General features: G+C 72.5%; 15 protein-coding genes. 7 read left to right on the top strand and 8 right to left on the bottom strand.

Annotated elements, in window-relative coordinates:
• Positions 1-187: 187 nt before the first annotated feature.
• Genes leuS through plsY form a run of 3 tightly spaced genes read left to right on the top strand, consistent with a single transcriptional unit; the run spans position 188 to position 4656 of the window.
• On the top strand, positions 188-3127 hold the full coding sequence (gene leuS / locus AB4Z14_RS12850) for a leucine--tRNA ligase (RefSeq protein ID WP_442275526.1): 2940 nt from the start codon (positions 188-190) through the stop codon (positions 3125-3127).
• Positions 3128-3160: 33 nt separating this feature from the next.
• Positions 3161-4057: a DegV family protein gene (locus AB4Z14_RS12845; protein ID WP_442275525.1), complete on the top strand. Its 897-nt coding sequence runs from the start codon at positions 3161-3163 to the stop codon at positions 4055-4057.
• Complete coding sequence (plsY, locus tag AB4Z14_RS12840) at positions 4054-4656, top strand: glycerol-3-phosphate 1-O-acyltransferase PlsY (RefSeq protein ID WP_442275524.1); 603 nt, start codon at positions 4054-4056, stop codon at positions 4654-4656. The genes AB4Z14_RS12845 and plsY overlap by 4 nt, the downstream gene beginning before the upstream one ends.
• 234 nt (positions 4657-4890) lie before the next feature.
• Here plsY and AB4Z14_RS12835 read toward each other — a convergent pair whose 3' ends face one another.
• Both AB4Z14_RS12835 and purU read right to left on the bottom strand, forming a co-directional pair.
• Positions 4891-5472: a tetratricopeptide repeat protein gene (locus AB4Z14_RS12835; RefSeq protein WP_442275523.1), complete on the bottom strand. Its 582-nt coding sequence runs from the start codon at positions 5470-5472 to the stop codon at positions 4891-4893.
• Between the two features lie 108 nt (positions 5473-5580).
• Complete coding sequence (gene purU / locus AB4Z14_RS12830) at positions 5581-6423, bottom strand: formyltetrahydrofolate deformylase (RefSeq protein WP_056776030.1); 843 nt, start codon at positions 6421-6423, stop codon at positions 5581-5583.
• A 155-nt stretch (positions 6424-6578) separates the two neighbouring features.
• Here purU and AB4Z14_RS12825 point away from each other — a divergent pair, with 155 nt between their 5' ends.
• Both AB4Z14_RS12825 and AB4Z14_RS12820 read left to right on the top strand, forming a co-directional pair.
• Positions 6579-7646 carry a helix-hairpin-helix domain-containing protein gene (locus tag AB4Z14_RS12825; protein ID WP_442275522.1) on the top strand — a complete coding sequence of 356 codons (1068 nt, stop codon included), beginning with the start codon at positions 6579-6581 and terminating at the stop codon, positions 7644-7646.
• On the top strand, positions 7643-10183 hold the full coding sequence (locus tag AB4Z14_RS12820) for a ComEC/Rec2 family competence protein (RefSeq protein WP_442275521.1): 2541 nt from the start codon (positions 7643-7645) through the stop codon (positions 10181-10183). The genes AB4Z14_RS12825 and AB4Z14_RS12820 overlap by 4 nt, the downstream gene beginning before the upstream one ends.
• Before the next feature lie 7 nt (positions 10184-10190).
• On the opposite strand, the gene AB4Z14_RS12815 is transcribed toward AB4Z14_RS12820, so the two are convergent.
• The 6 genes from AB4Z14_RS12815 to AB4Z14_RS12790 all read right to left on the bottom strand — a co-directional run bounded on the left by AB4Z14_RS12815 (position 10191) and on the right by AB4Z14_RS12790 (position 16464).
• Positions 10191-10670, bottom strand: a complete 480-nt coding sequence (locus AB4Z14_RS12815; RefSeq protein ID WP_442275520.1) for a cupin domain-containing protein — start codon at positions 10668-10670, stop codon at positions 10191-10193.
• 9 nt (positions 10671-10679) lie between these two features.
• Entirely contained in the window at positions 10680-11555 is an 876-nt protein-coding gene (locus AB4Z14_RS12810; RefSeq protein ID WP_442275519.1) for a DUF1295 domain-containing protein, read from the bottom strand.
• A 5-nt stretch (positions 11556-11560) separates the two neighbouring features.
• Positions 11561-12886, bottom strand: a complete 1326-nt coding sequence (locus AB4Z14_RS12805) for a class I SAM-dependent methyltransferase (RefSeq protein ID WP_442275518.1) — start codon at positions 12884-12886, stop codon at positions 11561-11563.
• A gap of 462 nt (positions 12887-13348) precedes the next feature.
• The gene (locus AB4Z14_RS12800) at positions 13349-14872 is read right to left on the bottom strand and encodes a gamma-glutamyltransferase (RefSeq protein WP_442275517.1); all 1524 of its coding nucleotides are present in this window, start codon (positions 14870-14872) and stop codon (positions 13349-13351) included.
• Positions 14869-15450 carry a peroxidase-related enzyme gene (locus tag AB4Z14_RS12795; RefSeq protein ID WP_442275516.1) on the bottom strand — a complete coding sequence of 194 codons (582 nt, stop codon included), beginning with the start codon at positions 15448-15450 and terminating at the stop codon, positions 14869-14871. The genes AB4Z14_RS12800 and AB4Z14_RS12795 overlap by 4 nt, the downstream gene beginning before the upstream one ends.
• A gap of 66 nt (positions 15451-15516) precedes the next feature.
• Complete coding sequence (locus AB4Z14_RS12790) at positions 15517-16464, bottom strand: LysR family transcriptional regulator (RefSeq protein WP_442275515.1); 948 nt, start codon at positions 16462-16464, stop codon at positions 15517-15519.
• A gap of 84 nt (positions 16465-16548) precedes the next feature.
• Between AB4Z14_RS12790 and AB4Z14_RS12785 the strand changes: the two genes are divergently transcribed.
• Both AB4Z14_RS12785 and AB4Z14_RS12780 read left to right on the top strand, forming a co-directional pair.
• Positions 16549-17511 (top strand): Sir2 family NAD-dependent protein deacetylase, encoded by a 963-nt coding sequence (locus tag AB4Z14_RS12785; protein WP_442275514.1) that lies wholly within the window; start codon positions 16549-16551, stop codon positions 17509-17511.
• On the top strand, positions 17495-18538 hold the full coding sequence (locus AB4Z14_RS12780) for a phosphotransferase (RefSeq protein WP_442275513.1): 1044 nt from the start codon (positions 17495-17497) through the stop codon (positions 18536-18538). Before AB4Z14_RS12785 ends, AB4Z14_RS12780 begins: the two co-directional genes overlap by 17 nt.
• The last annotated feature ends 2 nt before the right edge of the window (positions 18539-18540 follow it).

Here is an 18540-nt window from a genome sequence, read left to right as displayed (position 1 = left end):
GGGGCGCACTCGGGTGAGCGCCCGCGGGAGGGGGAGTGGGGCTGCGCTAACCTTGGGCGCATGGCTGGCCTGCTGCTCCTTCCGCAGCCGCGTTGACGAAGGTCGGGACTCCCGACATCAACGCGGCTTCCCCTCCTGTGCGAGGGGTTTTCTTTTGCCCAGGCCGAGCAGCGACGAAAGAGAAGACATGAGCGAGCAGACATCCGAGAACCCGTTCCGGTACACCGCGGCGATGGCGCAGCAGATCGAGACCTCCTGGCAGGACCGCTGGGAGGAGGAGGGCACCTTCAACGCCCCCAACCCCGCCGGTCCCTGGGCCGAGCCCGAGAAGGTCGCGGCGCGCGGCGAGAAGCTCGTCGTCCTCGACATGTTCCCCTACCCCTCGGGCGTCGGCCTGCACGTCGGCCACCCGCTCGGCTACATCGCGACCGACGTCTACAGCCGCTTCCACCGGATGCTCGGCAAGAACGTCCTGCACGCCCTCGGCTACGACGCGTTCGGCCTGCCCGCTGAGCAGTACGCCGTCCAGACCGGGCAGCACCCTCGGAAGACCACCGAGGAGAACATGACGAACATGAAGCGCCAGCTGCGCCGCCTCGGGCTGGGCTTCGACAATCGCCGCACCTTCGCGACGATCGACGACGACTACTACCGCTGGACGCAGTGGATCTTCCTGCAGATCTGGGACGCGTGGTACGACGCCGACGCCGTGCGCGAGGACGGCGGCCGCGGCAAGGCGCGCCCCATCAGCGAGCTCGTCGAGGAGTTCGAGTCCGGCCGTCGCACCGTCGTCGACGCCGGCGGTCGCGGCTGGGCCGACCTGTCCGCGACCGAGCGCGCCAAGATCCTCGAGGGCCACCGGTTGGCCTACACCGACGACGCCCCGGTCAACTGGTGCCCCGGCCTCGGCACCGTGCTCTCCAACGAGGAGGTCACGAACGAGGGGCGCTCCGAGCGCGGCAACTACCCCGTCTTCCGTCGCAACCTCAGCCAGTGGAAGATGCGCATCACCGCGTACGCCGACCGCCTCGCCGACGACCTCGACGGTGTCGACTGGCCCGAGAAGGTCAAGCTCATGCAGCGCAACTGGATCGGTCGGTCCAAGGGCGCCCGCGTCACCTTCCCCGTCGTCACCGGCACGGGCGAGACGGACGGCATCGACGTCTTCACGACGCGCCCCGACACGATCTTCGGAGCGACCTTCATGGTCATCGCGCCGGAGCACCCACTCGTCGACGCGCTCCTGCCGGCCGGCGGCTGGCCCGAGGGCACCAAGGACGCCTGGACGGGTGCGGACGCCGACGCGCGGGCGACCCCGAAGGAGGCCGTGACGGCATACCAGCTCGCGGCGTCTCGCAAGGGTGACGTCGAGCGTCAGACCGAGGGCAAGGACAAGACCGGTGTCTTCACCGGGTCGTGGGCCACGAATCCCCTGACGGGAGAGCGCATCCCGGTCTTCGTCGCCGACTACGTGCTGATGGGCTACGGCACCGGCGCCATCATGGCTGTGCCGGGGCAGGACACCCGCGACTGGGAGTTCGCCGAGAAGTTCGACATCCCGATCATCCGCACCGTCCAGCCCACCGAGGGCCACCCCGCCGACGAGCCGTTCCTCGGCGACGGCGTCGCGATCAACTCCGCCAACGACCGCGTCTCGCTCGACGGCCTGCACGTCGCCGAGGCCAAGGCGCGCATCGTCGCGTTCCTCGAGGACGAAGGCATCGGCGAGGGCACGATCAGCTACCGCATCCGCGACTGGCTCTTCAGCCGCCAGCGCTACTGGGGCGAGCCGTTCCCCATCATGTTCGACGAGGACGGGGTGGCGTATGCCGTCCCCGACGACGAACTGCCGCTGACCCTCCCGGACGTGCCGGACTACAGCCCCAAGACGTTCGACCCCGACGACTCGCAGAGCAGCCCCGAGCCGCCGCTGTCGCGCGTGCCCGAGTGGGTCGAGGTCGAGCAGGACCTCGGCGACGGCCGTGGCCCGCGCTCGTTCCGCCGTGAGACGAACACCATGCCCAACTGGGCCGGCTCGTGCTGGTACTACCTGCGCTACCTCGACCCGGCCAACCACGAGGCGTTCGTCGACCCGGCCAACGAGGCGTACTGGATGGGCCGCCAGGCCACCCCGGTGGAGGGCGCCCCGGCCGGCACCCGCGACCCCGGCGGCGTCGACCTCTACGTCGGCGGCGTCGAGCACGCCGTGCTGCACCTGCTCTACGCCCGCTTCTGGCACAAGGTCCTCTTCGACCTCGGCCACGTGCACAGCGAGGAGCCCTTCCGGAAGTACTTCTCACAGGGCTACATCCAGGCGTACGCCTACACCGACAGCCGCGGCCAGTACGTCACCGCGTCCGAGGTCGAGGAGCACCCGGGCAGCCACGGCGCCGAGCCGACGTTCACGTGGCAGGGGCAGCAGGTCTTCCGCGAGTACGGCAAGATCGGCAAGTCGCTGAAGAACTCCGTCAGCCCCGACGAGATGTACGACGCGTACGGCGCCGACACCTTCCGCGTCTACGAGATGTCGATGGGCCCGCTCGAGCTGAGCAAGCCGTGGGAGATCCGCGCCGTCGTCGGCAGCCAGCGGTTCCTGCAGCGCCTGTGGCGCAACGTCGTCGACGAGTCGACGGGCGAGGTCCGGGTCGTCGAAGCGCCGCTCGACCAGGCCCTGACGACTCAGCTGCACCAGACGATCGCCGGGGTCCGCGAGGACTTCGAGGGGCTGCGCTTCAACACGGCCATCGCCAAGCTCATCGAGCTGAACAACGCCGTGACGAAGCTCGACGCCCCGCCGCGCGAGGTGGTCGAGACGATGGTGCTCATGCTCGCTCCCGTGGCCCCGCACATCGCGGAGGAGATGTGGCAGCGCCTCGGTCACGACGGTGGGGTGGCGTATGCCGCGTTCCCCGTCAGCGACCCCGCGAAGATCGTCGAGGAGCAGGTCACCTGCGTCATCCAGATCAAGGGCAAGGTGCGCGACCGTGTCGAGGTGAGCCCCGACATCTCCGAGGACGACCTGCGCGAGCTGGCGCTCGGTCGTGACAAGGTGAGGGCGGCGACGGAGGGCGGCATCCGCACCGTCATCGTGCGGGCACCCAAGCTCGTCAACGTCGTCCCGATGTGACGAGCTGCTGACCGACGACGGAGGGAGCGGGACGTGACCACGAGGATCGTCACCGACTCGACGGCCTACCTGCCCGGTGGGGTCCTCGAGGAGCACGGCATCGAGGTCGTCCCGCTCCACGTCGTCGTCGGGGGCCGCGACCACGTCGAGGGCCGGGACATCTCGGCCGAGCGGGTCGCGGCGGCCCTGCGCGAGTACACCATCGTCACCACGTCGCGCCCGACGCCGCAGGCGTTCGCCGAGACGTACCAACGGCTCGCCGACGAGGGGGCGACCGCGATCGTGTCGATCCACCTGTCGTCGCAGATGTCGGGCACGGTCGAGGCAGCCCGGCTCGCGGCGGCAGAGGCCCCGGTCGCGGTCGAGGTCGTCGACAGCGAGACCATCGGCATGGCCATGGGGTTCGCCGTCGTGGCAGCGGCCGAGGCGGCCGCCGGCGGCGCCCACGTGACGGCCGTCCTCGACGTCGTGCGCTCGCGGCTCCAGCCCTCGGGCGTCCTCTTCTACGTCGACACGCTCGAGCACCTACGGCGTGGCGGTCGCATCGGTGCCGCGTCGGCCCTCCTCGGCTCGGCCCTCGCCATCAAGCCGATCCTCGCCGTCCGTGGCGGTCGCATCGTGCCGGTCGAGAAGGTCCGCACGTCCGCGCGTGCGGTGGCCCGCATCGAGGCGATGGTCGTCGAGCAGGTCGCGAAGGGAGGCCTCGCGGTCGACATCGCCGTGCACCACCTCGACGCACGCGCCCGCGCCGAGCAGATCGCGTCGGAGCTGCGCACCATGGTCCCGGGCTCGCCGGACGTGCTCGTCGTCGAGCTCGGCGCCGTCGTCGGCGCGCACGTGGGGCCCGGCACCGTCGCGATCGCCGTCAGCCCACGTCCCGGCGACCCGCTGCCGGACCGTCCGTCACCCAGCGAGGTCTCCGGGTCGTGAACGTCGGCACGGTGCTCGCCTGGGCGGGAGGAGTGGTCGCCGCCTTCCTCGTCGGCTCGCTCAACCCGGCGACGATGATCGCCCGCCTCCTCGGCCACGACCTCGCCTCGTCCGGGTCGGGCAACCCGGGCGCGACGAACGCCGGCCGGGTTCTCGGGCGCAAGTGGGGTGTCGTCGTCGGCGTGCTCGACGTCCTCAAGGGTCTCGTCCCGACGTTCGTCGCCGGCCACCTCTTCGGCGCCCACGCGGCATACGCCGTCGGCATCGCCGCGGTGCTCGGACACATCTGGTCACCCTTCCTCAAGGGACGCGGTGGCAAGGGTGTCGCGACGACGCTCGGGGCGATCCTCGGGGTGCACCCGTGGGTGGCACTCATCGTCGTCGTGGTCTTCGCCGTCGCCGTCGCGCTGACCCGCTGGGTCGCGGCCGGATCGATCTTCGGCGCCCTCGCGATGCTCGCGGTCGCCGTCCTCATCTGGACGGGTCACGCGCCTGGCGATGTGTGGACCGGCTTGTGGCTCATGGCGATCGGGCTGCTCGTCCTGGCCCGTCACAAGAACAACGTCGTCGGCTGGTGGCGTCAGCGGCACCTGCCCTGAGCGGCTTCGTCCCACTTCGACCGCTGCTTCTCACGAACTGCGAGTCGAAGTTCCGTGGCGACGGTCGGGGACTGACGAAGAAGTGGGAGCTGACGACCGGCCGCGACGTCTCGGGCACTCCCGCCGTCGACGGGAACCGGGTCCACGTCCCCCGACTGGGCGGGCAACCTGTGCCGGGGGCCTGCTCGGCGCTCACGCGGCGCTAGGTCTGCTGCCGCGCCTGCCGGCGAACGACTACTTCGACTCGATCCTCTCGCTCGACATGAGGTCAGGGCCCGTCAGGGCGGCGAGGGCGGCGCGGGTCGTCTCGGCCCGGAGCTCGCCCTGCTCCTCGCGGATCACGAGGCACGCCTCGAAGCACGTGAGGGCCTCGTCGGTGCGCCCCGTGTCGACGAGGAACCGACCCAGGTGGTGCAGCGTGTAGTGCTCGAGGACCCGGTCGCCTGACGTGCGAGCGAGCTCGAGCGCCTCACGGAAGTGCGCCTCGGCAGCGGAGACCTCGTCGGCGTAGTGCTCGGCCGTCGCGAGCACGAGGAGCGCCCAGCGCAGCGTCTCGCCGCGGCCGGTGTCCCGGGCGACGTGGACCGCCGGGCGAGCCAGCGCGACGGCCTCCTGCTCCAGCCCGGCGATGGTGAGCGCCTCGGCGAGGTCGACGGCGGCGTCGAGCACCGCGCTGCCCGCGCCGTCGCCGGGCGCTGCCTCGACGGCGGACGTGAGGCCGGTGCGGGCCGCCTCGAGGGCGTCCTCGTTCTCCTCCGGCGTTCGGGTGAACCGACCGAAGTGCGGCTGACCGACGACGAACGCGGACCCACTCATGAGAGCACGCTACCGACCGGACGGCGCCCGTTCGGCGTCGAGCGCCGAGCGCGACAGAGCGCGGTCAGCCTGTGGGAGCACACGGCATGCGCACGCTGTGGTGGCGGCTCAGAAGACGATGGTGCGGCGGCCCGAGAGGAAGACGCGGGACTCGGCGTGGTCGCGGACCGCGCGCGAGAGCACGCGACGCTCGACGTCGCGGCCGATGGCCACGAGCCTCTCGGGGGACTCGGCGTGCGTGACGCGGACGACGTCCTGCTCGATGATCGGGCCCTCGTCGAGGTCGGCCGTCACGTAGTGGGCCGAGGCACCGATGAGCTTGACGCCCCGGTCGTGCGCCTGGTGGTAGGGCTTGGCGCCCTTGAAGCCCGGCAGGAACGAGTGGTGGATGTTGATGGCCCGGCCCTCGAGCGCGCGGCACAGGCCGTCGCTGAGGATCTGCATGTAGCGCGCGAGCACGACGAGCCCGACGTCCTCGGTCTCGACGAGACGGAGCAGCTCGGCCTCGGCGTCGGCCTTGGTGTCCTTCGTGACGGGGATGACGGTGAACGGCAGGCCGTAGTACTCGACGAGCCCGCGGCAGTCCTCGTGGTTGCTGACGACCCCGACGATGTCGATGGGCAGGTCGCCGGACTTCCAGCGGTAGAGCAGGTCGAGCAGGCAGTGGTCGAACTTGCTGACGAGGATGACGGTGCGGCAGTGCTCGTCCTCGGGCCGGGCCGCGAGGTGGTGGTGCGCGATGGCCGGGCTCTCACGGATCGCGGCCAGGACCTGCTCGACCTCGTGCGCCTCGGCGTCGAAGACGGTGCGCATGAAGAAGAGGTCGGTGTCCTCGTCGGAGTACTGCTGGTTCTCGACGATGTTGGCCGAGACGGCGAGCAGCGCCGCGGAGACGGCCGCCACGATGCCGGGTCGGTCGTCGCAGGTGAGGGTCATGATGTGCCGAGCCATTGGAGCAGTCTGGACCAGCCGGACACGAGGGCGTGAATCGACGCGCGGGCCGTCTCGGGCCGTGGCCGTCCACACCCCCTCCAGTGCGGGTCGGGTTGTCCCCAGCGGGTGCCCGAGGGCGGGCGGGTGGGCGGCGGGCTTCCTAGCGTCGGGGTATGCCGTTCCGACCCGCCCAGAGACCGCCGGACCTCGAGCGGGTGGCCCGGATCCTCGGCGCGGACACCGGTCGTGTCGGGCCGGGGGATGACGGTGCCCGCGCTGCTCCGGCGGAGGGCGAGGAGGTCGGCGGCTGGGTGCCTCGCGCTCCGGGCGCGGCCGTCGGCGAGAACCCGGTGGCGTCGGCAGTGCGGAGGCTGACCCAGAGGGCCACGGACGACGACGAGGTGGAGCGGCTCGACGCCGACCTTCGTCGGGCGCGGCGGCCGGGCGTCCTCACGGTCCCGGACGAGCTGCGCACGGGGCGGCGCGGGGTGAGCAGCGCGGCCGTCGTCTCGATGCTCGCCCTCGTCGTGGCCGTCGGTTGCGTCTTCGTGTTGCGCGTCCTGTGGGCCGAACGCTCGGCCTCCGCTCCGGACGTCGCGCCCGGACCGTCGAGATCGGTCCAGGTCGTGGGTGGGACGGCGACGGCAGCGGCCCGGGCGACGACGGACCCGTCGACTGGCGCTGTGTCGGGCGCAGTGTCGGGCGCGGTGTCAGGCGCTGCGTCGGGTGCGCCGTCGGGTGGCCCGACGTCCGGCGCGGAGCTCGTCGTGCACGTCGTCGGGCAGGTCGTGCGTCCGGGCCTCGTGCGGCTCCGTCCCGGAGCCCGCGTGGCCGATGCCCTCACGGCAGCCGGGGGCACCCGGACGGGCGCGGACGTCGCGGCCCTCAACCTCGCGCGGCTCGTCGTCGACGGCGAGCAGATCCGGGTGCCGAGGCCGGGGGAGTCGCCGGCCGTAGGTCCGGGAGCCGGAGGGGCTGGGGGCGCGGGAAGCAGCGGCGCCGGTGGCGCCGGTGGCGCAGGCACGTCGGGCTCGTCCGGTGGCTCGAACGGCCCGGTGAGCCTCAACGCGGCCGACGCGGCAGCACTCGACACGCTGCCCGGCGTCGGGCCGGTGCTCGCCCAGCGGATCATCGACTGGCGCACCGAGCACGGTCGCTTCACCTCGGTCGACGAGCTCGGCGAGGTGAGCGGCATCGGCGACAAGCTCATGGCCCAGCTGCGCCCCAAGGTGACGCTGTGACGCCGCGGGCGTCGGACCCCCCGAGGGAGCGCGAGCAGGCGCCGCGGGGCCCATCGCTCGTCGTGCTGACCGGGCGCGAGACGGTGCGGCGAGTCCGGCCCCGCACGTCGCGGCGCCTCGACCTGCGGCTCCTGGTGCCCGTGGTGGTGGTGTGGCCTGCCCTGGCTTTCTGGGGACTCCTCGCCCCGATCTGGCTCGTCGCCGCGGTGGCCCTGGCCGCCATCGCGGGAGGTGTCCTTGCTGCCACCGCGGCTGGGCGCGGGGTCACCGCGTGCCTACCGCGGCTCGTGCGGCTGCCGCGTCGCGGTGGGGGCGTGCGCGCGAGTGCCATGGAGTTCGGGCCGCCTGCTCTGCGCGGCGTGGCAGCCGTCTGCGCCGTCCTCTCCCTCCTGCTCGGCGCCGGCGTCGGCCACCGGGCCGTGCGGACCGCAGGTCCGGTCGAGGGACTGGCCGCCGAGCGAGCCGTGGTCACGGTGAGGGCCACGGTGGCCGCCGAGCCACGAGCGGTCGGTGGCGGGACCGGCGCCGGGGCGGCGGACCGTCCCGATGCCGCCGTCGTCAGCGTCGTGCGCCTCGACGTGACCCAGGTCGCGGGGCGAGGTCGCACCACGACGGTGACCGCTCCCGTGCTCGTCATCGGACGAGGCACGCAGTGGTCGACACTGCGGTGGCACGACGAGGTCGAGGCCGTCCTGCGGCTCGGACCGGCCGAGCCCGGCGACGACGTCGTCGCGGTGGCGACCCCCAAGGGCGCCGTCGAGGTCGTCGGGTCCGCCGGTGGGGTCTTCGCGGCGGCCGATGCGGTGCGTGGGCGTTTCCGAGCCGCCACCGCCGACCTCTGGCCCGACGCGCGCGGGCTCGTCCCGGCGCTCGTCGTCGGCGACACCTCACAGACGCCCCCCGACCTCACCGCGGCGATGCTCGAGACGGGTCTCAGCCACCTCAGCGCGGTGTCCGGCAGCAACGTCACGTTCGTGCTCGCCGCGGTGGTGTGGCTCTGCGGGCTGGTCGGAGTCCGGCGACGTTGGCGCCCGGCGGCGGCTGCGCTGGGCCTGCTCGGCTTCGTCGTCCTCGCCCGCCCCGAGCCCAGCGTCGTGCGCGCCGCCGTCATGGGGCTCGTCGGGCTGCTCGCACTCTCGACGTCGCGGCGCCGGGCGGGCATCCCGGCGCTCGCCGGTGCGATCGTCGTGCTGCTCGTGTGGGACCCGTGGCTGTCCCGCTCCTACGGTTTCGCCCTGTCGAGCATCGCCACCCTCGGGCTGCTGGTCCTCGCCCGGCCGTGGGGGCGCGTCATCTCCCGGGGGCTCCCGAGACTCCTCAAGCCCTTGGGTCCCGTCCTCGCGATCCCGGTCGCGGCGCAAGCCGTCTGTGCGCCGGTCGTCGTGCCTCTGCAGGGGAGTGTCTCGGTCGTCGCCGTGCTCGCCAACCTCCTCGCTGCGCCCTTCGTCGCGCCGACGACCGTCGTCGGCGTCGTCGTCGCGCTCGTCTCGGTCGTCTGGGTCGCGGGTGCGGCGGGGCTCGCGTGGGTCGCGGCGCTACCGGCCCAGGCCATCGCTGCCGTGGCGCGGTGGTGCGCCGACCTGCCCTTCGGCAGCATCGCCTGGGGCGACTCGGCCGGCGCGGCGATCCTGCTCGCCGTCCTCACCGTCGGCGTCGTCGCCGGGGCGCCGTGGGCGTGGTTCCGCACGAGACACCGCCCCACGGTGGCCGTCGCCGTCGTCGTGCTCGCGACGGGCTTCGCGGCGCCGACCGCGCCGATCGCCTGGCCCCCACCCGGATGGGCCCTCATCGCCTGCGACGTCGGTCAGGGCGACGGGCTCGTCGTCGACAACGGCGGCGGACACGTCGTCGTCGTGGACACCGGTCCCGGCCCGGAGCCGATGCGGGCCTGCCTCGAGCGCATCGGCGCGACGGCCGTCGACCTCGTCGTGCTGACCCACTACCACGCCGACCACGTCGGCGGACTGGCCGCGGTGCTCGAGAGGCCGGTCGCCGAGATCCGGGCCTCGCCCGTGCTCGACCCGCCCGCCGAGGCAGCCCGCGTCGCCCGGCTCGCCGCCGCCCGACGCATACCTCTGGGCGAGCTGCGGGCCGGAGAGCGCCTTGCCGTCGGGGCGGTGACTGCCGACGTCTGGTGGCCCGCGCGCCGCATCGACGCGGGCTCCGTGCCCAACAACGGCTCGGTCGTGATGACGATGCACGTCCACGGCGTCACCGTGCTGCTGGCAGGTGACATCGAGCGCGAGGCCGCCGGGCAGGTGCTCCACGAGTCACAGCTCGACCCGCAGCGCTGGGGCCGCGTCGACGTGCTCAAGGTGGCCCACCACGGGTCGAGCAACCGCGACGACCGCATCCTCGACCACGTCGACGGACGGCTCGCGCTCATCAGCGTCGGCGCCGGCAACGACTACGGCCACCCTGCGCCCGCCACGATGGAAGCCTTGCAGGACAGGGGTTTCCACGTGCACCGCACCGACCTCGAGGGTGACGTCGCAGTCGTCACAGACGGGGACGAGGTCCGCGCGGTTTCCGGGTGAGGGCCCGTCAGTCGTGCGCGGCCCCCGGCGCGAGCTCGAAGTCGACGAAGTCGAAGCCGGGCGACACGAGGCAGCTGACGAGCGCGTCGTCATCACCCGGCACGGTGCGCTGCCAGACGTGCGCGGGGACGACCACCTGGGCCACCTGTCCCGCCATGAGGTCGAGACCGAGCGCGACCGGGTCGGCACCACCCTCGGAGGGTGGCTGGGCTCCGGTGCCGCCCAGCTCGAGCACGACCGAGCCGGTGTGGGCGAGCCACACCTCGTCGGAGGCGACCCGGTGCCAGGCCGAGGACTCGCCGGCGGGCAGGAGGAAGTGGATGAGGGTGGCGGTCGCTCGCACGCGACCGTCCGGAAGCGTCACGGTGTCGGGGGAGACCCACGTCTGCCGGAACCACCCGCCCTCCGGGTGCGGCTCGAGGTCGAGGACGTCCGCGAGGGGCGGGCGCATGCCGTCCATCATCCCGCCCCTAGCACCGATGGTCATGGTGCCTGCTCAGCCGGGCTTCACCGACGGGTCTGCGGGCTTCGGCGGCCACGGGAAGAAGCCGCTCGTCCGGCGCACGTAGTCGGCGTAGTCGGGGCGGCGGTCGCCGATGTCCTTCTCGAGCAGCTTCTTGCCTGTGCCGCCGTAGAGGTTCCACACCATGACGGCCGGCGACAGGATCGTCAGCACGCCGGGCCAGGCGCTTGCCGCGACGAGGAACAGCCCGGTCCAGACGCTCGCGTCGCCGAAGTAGTTCGGGTGCCGCGTGTAGCGCCAGAGGCCGGTGTCGAGCACCGTGCCCTTGTTGGCGGGGTCGTTGCGGAAGCGTGTCAGCTGCAGGTCGCCGACCGACTCGAAGAAGAAGCCGATGGCCCAGACGACGACGCCCAGCCACAGCACCCAGCCGATGCCACCCTCGACGAACATCGCGATCTGGACCGGCAGCGAGACGAACCACATGATGACGCCCTGCGGGAGGTAGATGTGCAGCAGCGCGTAGGCGTTCGGGTTGCCGTCGGCACGCTTGAGCATCGCCTCGTAGCGCGGGTCCTCACCCTTGCCCCGTGACCGGCTGAAGATGTGCGCGGCCAGGCGAAGCCCCCACACGACCGTGAGCACCAGCGCCAGCCAGCGCCGCAGCGCGTCACCGTGGCCGCCGCTCGTCACGAACGCCGTGAGGGCGATGGCCGCGAACCCGAGCCCCCAGGTCACGTCGATGACGGCCTGCTTGCCGACGCGCAGCGCCACGGCGAACGTGATGCCGAGAACGACCACGACGGCGAGCGCCGTGAACAGCAGCGTGCGCCCGAAGGCGCCGCCGTCGAAGCCGGCGGCGTCGGCCGCCGGAGCCACGACGGGAGCGACGGACGTCCAGACTGACGTCACGGTGGTCACCAGGCCCGGACGGGCGGCATACCGCTGCGGCCGTCGGCCGTCGGCTTCACGGCGAGGATCTGGTCGACGCCCATGCGGCCCTCCTCGAAGGCGAGCGCGCCACCGACGAGGTAGAGACGCCAGACACGGCCGACCTCCTCGCCGACCATGGCCACGACCTGGTCCCAGTTGGCCTCGAACGTGTCGTACCAGGCGTTGACGGTCCACACGTAGTGCTCACGCAGGGCGTGCACGTCGCGGACCTCGAGACCGGCCTGCTCGATGAGGTCGACCGTCTCGCCGACCGGACGCATGTGCATGTCGGGCGCGATGAAGGCCTCGATGAAGGGACCGCCGCCGGGGCGCGTCGTGCGCGACATCTGCTGGATCAGCGCGCGACCGCCCGGCCGCAGCAGGCGGTGGATCTGCCCCGTGAACGCCGGGTAGTTCTTCTGCCCGACGTGCTCGCCCATCTCGATCGAGGAGATGGTGTCGAAGGGGCCGTCCGGCACCTCGCGGTAGTCCTGGAGCCGGATCTCGACGCGATCCTGCAGGCCGCGCTCGCGGATCCGCTCGTCGATGAAGGCCTTCTGCTCGCTCGAGATCGTCACGCCGACGACGTGGGCGCCGAACGTCTCGGCTGCGTGCAGCGAGAGGGAGCCCCAGCCGCAGCCGATGTCGAGGTGCCGGCTGCCGGGCGCGATGCCGAGCTTGCGGCACACGAGGTCGAGCTTGTCGCGCTGCGAGTCCTCGACGGTGTAGCCGGGCTCGGTGCTCGTCCAGTAGCCGCACGAGTAGGCCATGTGCGGGTCGAGGATGAGCGAGTAGAACTCGTTGGAGAGGTTGTAGTGGTGCTCGATGGCGCTGCGGTCGCGGGTCTGGGTGTGCAGGCGCCCGCGGAGCCGGGCCTGCGAGACGGGCGGCTCGGGCGGCAGCCCCACGACACCGAGGTCGAACGCCGTCCTGATGCCGTTCGTGGCGACGGAAGCCACGGTGCCGGCCGAGGGACGGCCGCCCGCGAGCGTACGGGCCGTCGACCACACGCGACGGAAGCCGTCGAGCAGGTCACCCTCGACGTCGAGCTCGCCCGTGACGTACGCCTGGGCGAGACCGAGCTCGCCGGGGTGGCGCACGAGCCGGCGCAGCGCCGCGGGATCGCGCAGGACGACGGTCGGGGCGTCGGCGGGTCCGGCGACGGTGCCGTCCCACGCCTTGAGGCGCACGGGCAGCTGGCCGCCGAAGAGGGGCTCGACGACGGCCGCCAGCCGGGCGGCGATGCCGTTCGGTCGGGAGGACGCCGCGGAGGGGGCGGGAGCGTCGGGGCGGTCGTCGGTCATGGTCATCGGGGTGGCCTCTCGTTGGGGGTCGACTCAAGATGATTCGGTGCCGGCCGCGCGTCGGATGGGGCGGCACGGCGCACCGTCATGGAGATACCCGGATCGCGTCCTCGCGTCCCGCGCCTGCCCCCAGGAGCCGTCGGGGACGCGCACGGACCATGCGCCCGTGGTGTCGACGGCGGCCGACCCGATGAGGGTGTCGGCAGCTCCGAGGCGCACGGTCTCGAGATCCGGCGGCAGGCCCGTCGCTTCCCGACGACGCGCCACTCGCGGGTCGAGGTGCGATAGGTCGCCTGCATGACGACGACACCCAGCGAGGCAGCCTGCGGAGCCAGCTGGTTCGTCGGCGTCGCTGCATGGCCGTGCCCCCCGAGTCTCCGTCGGCCCTCCGACCGTCCGGGTGCGACGAGGATCGCACGGCACGCCCACGTCCGCACCGAGTTTGGTGGCGATGGCGACCGCACCCGGTCAGGAGGAGACCCCCACCGACCCGTCCCGTCTCGCGTCCCCGGCGGCTACCAGCCCGTCCGGACCCAGCACCGCTGCGCCCACCCCACCGAAGTACATGTGCGGCCCTGGGAAGCGGTGCGACGGGAATCCGCTCGCCTCGATCGCGGCCGCGATGTCGTCCGACGGCTCGTGCTCGACGCGTGGGGACCCATCGTCCATGAACCGCACGTGCAAGCGCGGGGCGTCGATCGAGTGCTGGAGGTCGTCGCCGCGAAGGAGTCCGCGTCCGAGCACCTGCATGAGCGCCGTCGTGATCCGATCCGCCCCGGGTGAGCCGACGGCGAGCGCGGTGCCCGAGGAGCTGCGGCCGGTGGTCGGGGCCATGTTCGAGGCGAGCCGCGTGCCGGGGGACACGGCGTGGATGCCGAGCCGGTTGAGCTCCGGCTCGCCCAGGGCGTTGTTGAGCAGGATGCCGGTGCCGGGGATCACCATGCCGGCGCCGTATCCGCACGACATCGTGATGGCACACGCGTTCCCGTCCTCGTCCACGGCGGAGACGTGAGCAGTGGAGGCCGAGGTGGGAAGCCCCGCCAGCCCGTGTCGCTCCACCGCCTCGAGGAGGGCATGGCCGTCGGCGTCGAGGTCGAGGGACCTGTCGTGGACGGAGAGGCGGTAGGCGAGGACCCGGCGCTGGATCTCGATGACCTCGGCCCACGTCCAGTCCTCGTGCCGCGCCAGCTGGCCGAGCATGGCCGCGAGCATCGGGCCGCCCACGGAGGGCGGCGGGTTGAGGGCGATGTGCCAGGAGCCGACGGTCCGCATCGTGGGTGCACGCTCCACGGCCTCGTATGCCGTGAGGTCGGCCATCGTGATCAACCCACCGTTCGCGGCCATGTCCTCGACGAGAACGCGTCCGACGGCGCCGGTCGTGAAGAGCGAGGCCCCTTGTGCCGCAAGGAGGTCCAAGATGTCGGCGAGGTCGACGTTGAGGGAGGTCTCGCCCGGCTCGAGCGGTCCGCCGTCGGCTCCTGTCACGAGGGCGTGGGCCTCGGGGTCGTGGCCGAAGAGCGTGTCGCGGACGATGCCGAGGTAGAGGGCGGCGGCCGCGCCGACCCGGTACCCGTCGCGACAGGTCCGGGCCGACGGCTCCACGAGCCGCCGCCACGGCACCTTCCCGAAGCGGTCCCTGGCGGCTGAGAGTGCCTGCACGGCACCGGAGTTCGCGACCGCAGCGTGTCCCGCACCGATCGTCACCCCGCCGCCGTAGTCGGTGGGGACCTGCCGGACGCCGTGGCCGAAGGCCGACCGGTCCAGTCCCCGGCCGGGCATCTCGACGTTGCCGTCGATGACGACAGGGTCGTCGCCGGCGAGCCACACGTTGACGAAGGCGCCACCCATCAGACTGACGACCCCGGGCTCGGTGCTCATGGCCGCCAGGGACGCGGCGATGGCCGCATCGACGGCGTTACCGCCCTCGGCTGCCACCTCGAGCCCGGCCTGCAGGGCCGCCGGACCCGGAGCGGCGAGCGCCACCCGGCTCATGAGGTCGCTCTGCCGCTCGAGTGGTACTCCGAGTTCGGCACGAGCCCCAGCGCCGTCGACACCCGGTTGGTGAGGTTGAACATCCCGACGACCTGGACGAGCTCGACCACCTGGTGGTCGTCGAGTCCCACGGCTCGCAGCGGGACGAGGTCGGCCTCGGTGACCTCGGCGGGATGGAGAGTCAGCTTCTCGGCGTAGGAGGCCATCGCATACTCACGGCGGGCAAGCCCTGCCTGCCGCCAGTTCGAGGCGACGAGGTCGGCGGTCACGGGGTCTCCGGTGTGCTCCCGGAGGGCTGCGCCGTGGCTCACCTCGCAGTACGTGCACCGGTTGACGCTGCTGACGACGACGGCCAGCAGCTCGCGGTCGGCGTTGCTCAGGTGCCCCTCCTTGTTGACGAGGAGGTTGAAGTAGCCCCACCACGCGAGGAACTGTTCGCCGTTGACCGCCTGGGCGCGGAAGACGTTGGGCACGAAGCCGACGGTCTCCTGTGCCTTGTCCCAGAGGCGGCTCACGCCCTCCGGGACGTCGTCGCGCTCGGGCACGGCCAGGTACGAGATGCGCTCGCGGTCACCCATGAGGCCCACCGTATGCCGCGTGGGGGCCGAGCGCCCGTGGCGCGCCCTCGCGCGGCGAGCCACCCGTCAGGTCTTGGCGCCGACGAGCTCGGCGGTGGAGGCCTTCGGGTCGGCGCCGGCGGCCTCGCACAGTGCGTCGAGGGCAGCGGCGACGGCAGGCACGCGCTGCAGGTCGGGAGTCGTCACGGCGAGGATCTGGCGGCGCGACGCGGGGGAGAGCGGCAGGGTCGCGACCTCGTCGTGCTTGGCGGCGTTGAGGATGAGGTCGGGCACGAGGGCCACGCCCAGCCCGGCCGTGACGAGCCCGAGCTGGGCGACGTAGTCCTCGGTCTCGAACGCCACGTTGGGCCGGAAGCCGGCGGTGTCGGCGAGCGACAGGAGGTGGCCGCGACAGCGGGGGCAGCCGGCGATCCACTCCTCGCCCGAGAAGTCGGCGAGGGAGGCGGCCGCGTCGCCGGCGTGCGGGTGTGTGCCGGGGACGACGAGACGCACCTCGTCGTCCATGAGCCGGCGGGTCACGAGGAGCGAGAGGTCCTCCTCGAGCTCACCGAGGTCGCCACCCTCGTAGGCGAAGGCGACCGCGACGTCGCAGTCGCCGTTGCGCAGGGCCGCGAGCGACTCCGGCGGCTCGGCCTCGGTGAAGGTGACGGTGATGTCGGGGTGGCGGGCCTTGAGGATGGCGAGCGTCCGGGGCACCAGCGTGGCAGACGAGCTGGGGAAGGCCTGGAGGCGAACCCGTCCGGCGCGCAGGCCGGCGATCGCGGTGATCTCCTCCTCGGCCGCGTCGAGGGCGGCGAGGACGCCGACCGCGTGTCGGGCGAGTACCTGACCGGCCTCGGTGAGGCGGACCTGGCGGCCGTAGCGCTCGACGAGGACGGTCCCGGTGCGCTGCTCGAGCCGGCGGACCATCTGCGAGATGGCCGGTTGCGTGAAGCCCAGCGCGTTGGCAGCGCTCGTGAAGCTTCCCTCGTCGGCAATGGCCTTCATGACCCGCAGGCCGGCAGCATCGATCATGTCCTCATCATAACCGATGATTATGGAATCCTGCTGTAGCCGATCGGTCGAGAATGGTGCCGGAGCGGCACGTAGGCTTGCCGGGTGCAGCAGCCGAACGGCATACCCCCGCAGTCGACGGCCGCCGCGGTCACCCCGGCGACGACCCGGCTCTCCACCTCGCGCACCCTGCCGCTCCAGACGCACGACCTCGGCACCTTCGACGACCTCGTCGACCTCGTCAGTGGCGGCGGCGTCGTCGTGCTCTCCGGTGCGGGGCTCTCGACCGAGTCGGGCATCCCCGACTACCGCGGGCCCGACGGGACCCGTCGGGTCGAGCCGATGACGTACGGCGAGTTCGCGGGGTCGAGCGAGGCCCGTCGGCGTTACTGGGCCCGCAGCTACATCGGCTGGCAGCGCTTCAATGCCGCCGCCCCCAACGAGGGGCACCGCGTCGTCACCGACCTGCAACGTGCGGGCTACGTCGGGCCGATCATCACCCAGAACGTCGACGGCCTGCACCAGGCTGCGGGGGCTACGGACGTCATCGAGCTGCACGGGTCCCTCGACCGTGCTGTCTGTCTCACGTGCGGCGAGTACACCTCGCGAATCGGTCTGCACGAGAGGATGACCGAGGCCAACCCCGGCTTCATGGACCGCTTCGAGGAGGCGGCGCACGTGGTGGGCTCGCAGTGGGGTGAGCAGGTGCGGCCCGACGGTGACATCGTGCTCGCCGACGCGCTCGTCGAGTCCTTCCACGCCCCGCGCTGCCTCGTCTGCGGCCACGACACCGTCAAGCCCGACGTCGTCTTCTTCGGTGAGTCGGTGCCCAAGGCGCTCGTGGAGCAGTGCTTCTCGCTCGTCGAGGGTGCCGGCGCCGTCCTCGTGCTCGGGTCGTCGCTGTCGGTCATGAGCGGCTACCGCTTCGTCCGTCGCGCGCACCAGCGCGACGTGCCCGTCGCGATCGTCACGCGGTCGGCGACGCGCGGCGACGCCGAGGCGACGCTGCGCCTCCACGCGCCTCTCGGCCCGACGCTGACGGAGCTGCGCGATGCCCTCGGGCACTGAACTGCCTTGGTATGCCGCCCTCCCGGAGTCCGGGGACGGCCCGTCCGTCCGCTGGACGTCCGGCGCGTTCGAGGCCGAGCTGCGCGAGTGGGTCGGTGGAGTCCTGGGCGGTCTCGGCATCGACCTCGTGTCGCTCGACGCGGTGCACCAACGCCCCTGGTCGACGGTGTGGCGCGGTGTCACATCCGACGGCGCCACCTACTGGGCCAAGCAGAACTGCGCGCACCAGTCGTTCGAAGCGGCCCTGCTCGTCGTGCTCGACCGCCTGTCGCCGCACCGGGTCGTCCCGGTCGTCGCGGCCGACGTCGAGCGCGGCCTGCACCTCGTGCCCGACCAAGGACCGGTCTTCGCCCTGACGGTCGCTGACGACGACGTCGACGCCTGGTGCCGGGTCGCCGCCGAGGCGATGCACCTCCAGCGCGAGCTCGTCGGCCACGAGGCGGACCTCCTCGGCGCGGGCATCACGGCCCTGCCTCCGGCCGAGTCGGCGGCCTACGTCGAGGCGAGGGTCGCGTCCCTGACGGCCCTGGCCCCGGACGACCCGCGCCGCATGGCCGACGACGTCGCGCACCGGTTGCGTGCGCTGCTGCCGGCGGTCACGGCGTGGGCCGACGACGTGGGGAGTCTCGGCCTGCGGGAGAGCCTCGTGCACAACGACCTCCACGCCAGCAACGTCTTCGCGACGGCGCACGGGATGCGCTTCTTCGACTTCGGTGACGCCGTGCTCGCCCACCCGCTGTCCGCGCTCTTCGTCCCGCTCAACGTGCTGCTCCACCGCTTCGGCGCCACCCCGGACGACCCTCGGCTGAGGCGGGTGGCGGACGCCGCGCTCGAGGTCTGGGGCGACGTCGTCCCGGTCGCTGCACTGCGCTCGGCCCTGCCGTCCGCGCTGCGGCTCGGGCGGCTCGGGCGCGCCGAGTCGTGGCTCCGGGTCACCGCGACCCTGACGCCGGAGGAGGCGGTCGAGCACGGCGACGCCGGCACGTGGTGGCTCGGTGCTCTCGGTGACGAACCGCCGCTGTCCTGAAG

Origin of the sequence: Terrabacter sp. 2TAF16, from assembly GCF_052115065.1 — a bacterium.
GTDB lineage: Bacteria > Actinomycetota > Actinomycetes > Actinomycetales > Dermatophilaceae > Terrabacter.
This window is presented reverse-complemented; position numbering and strand designations above follow the sequence as displayed.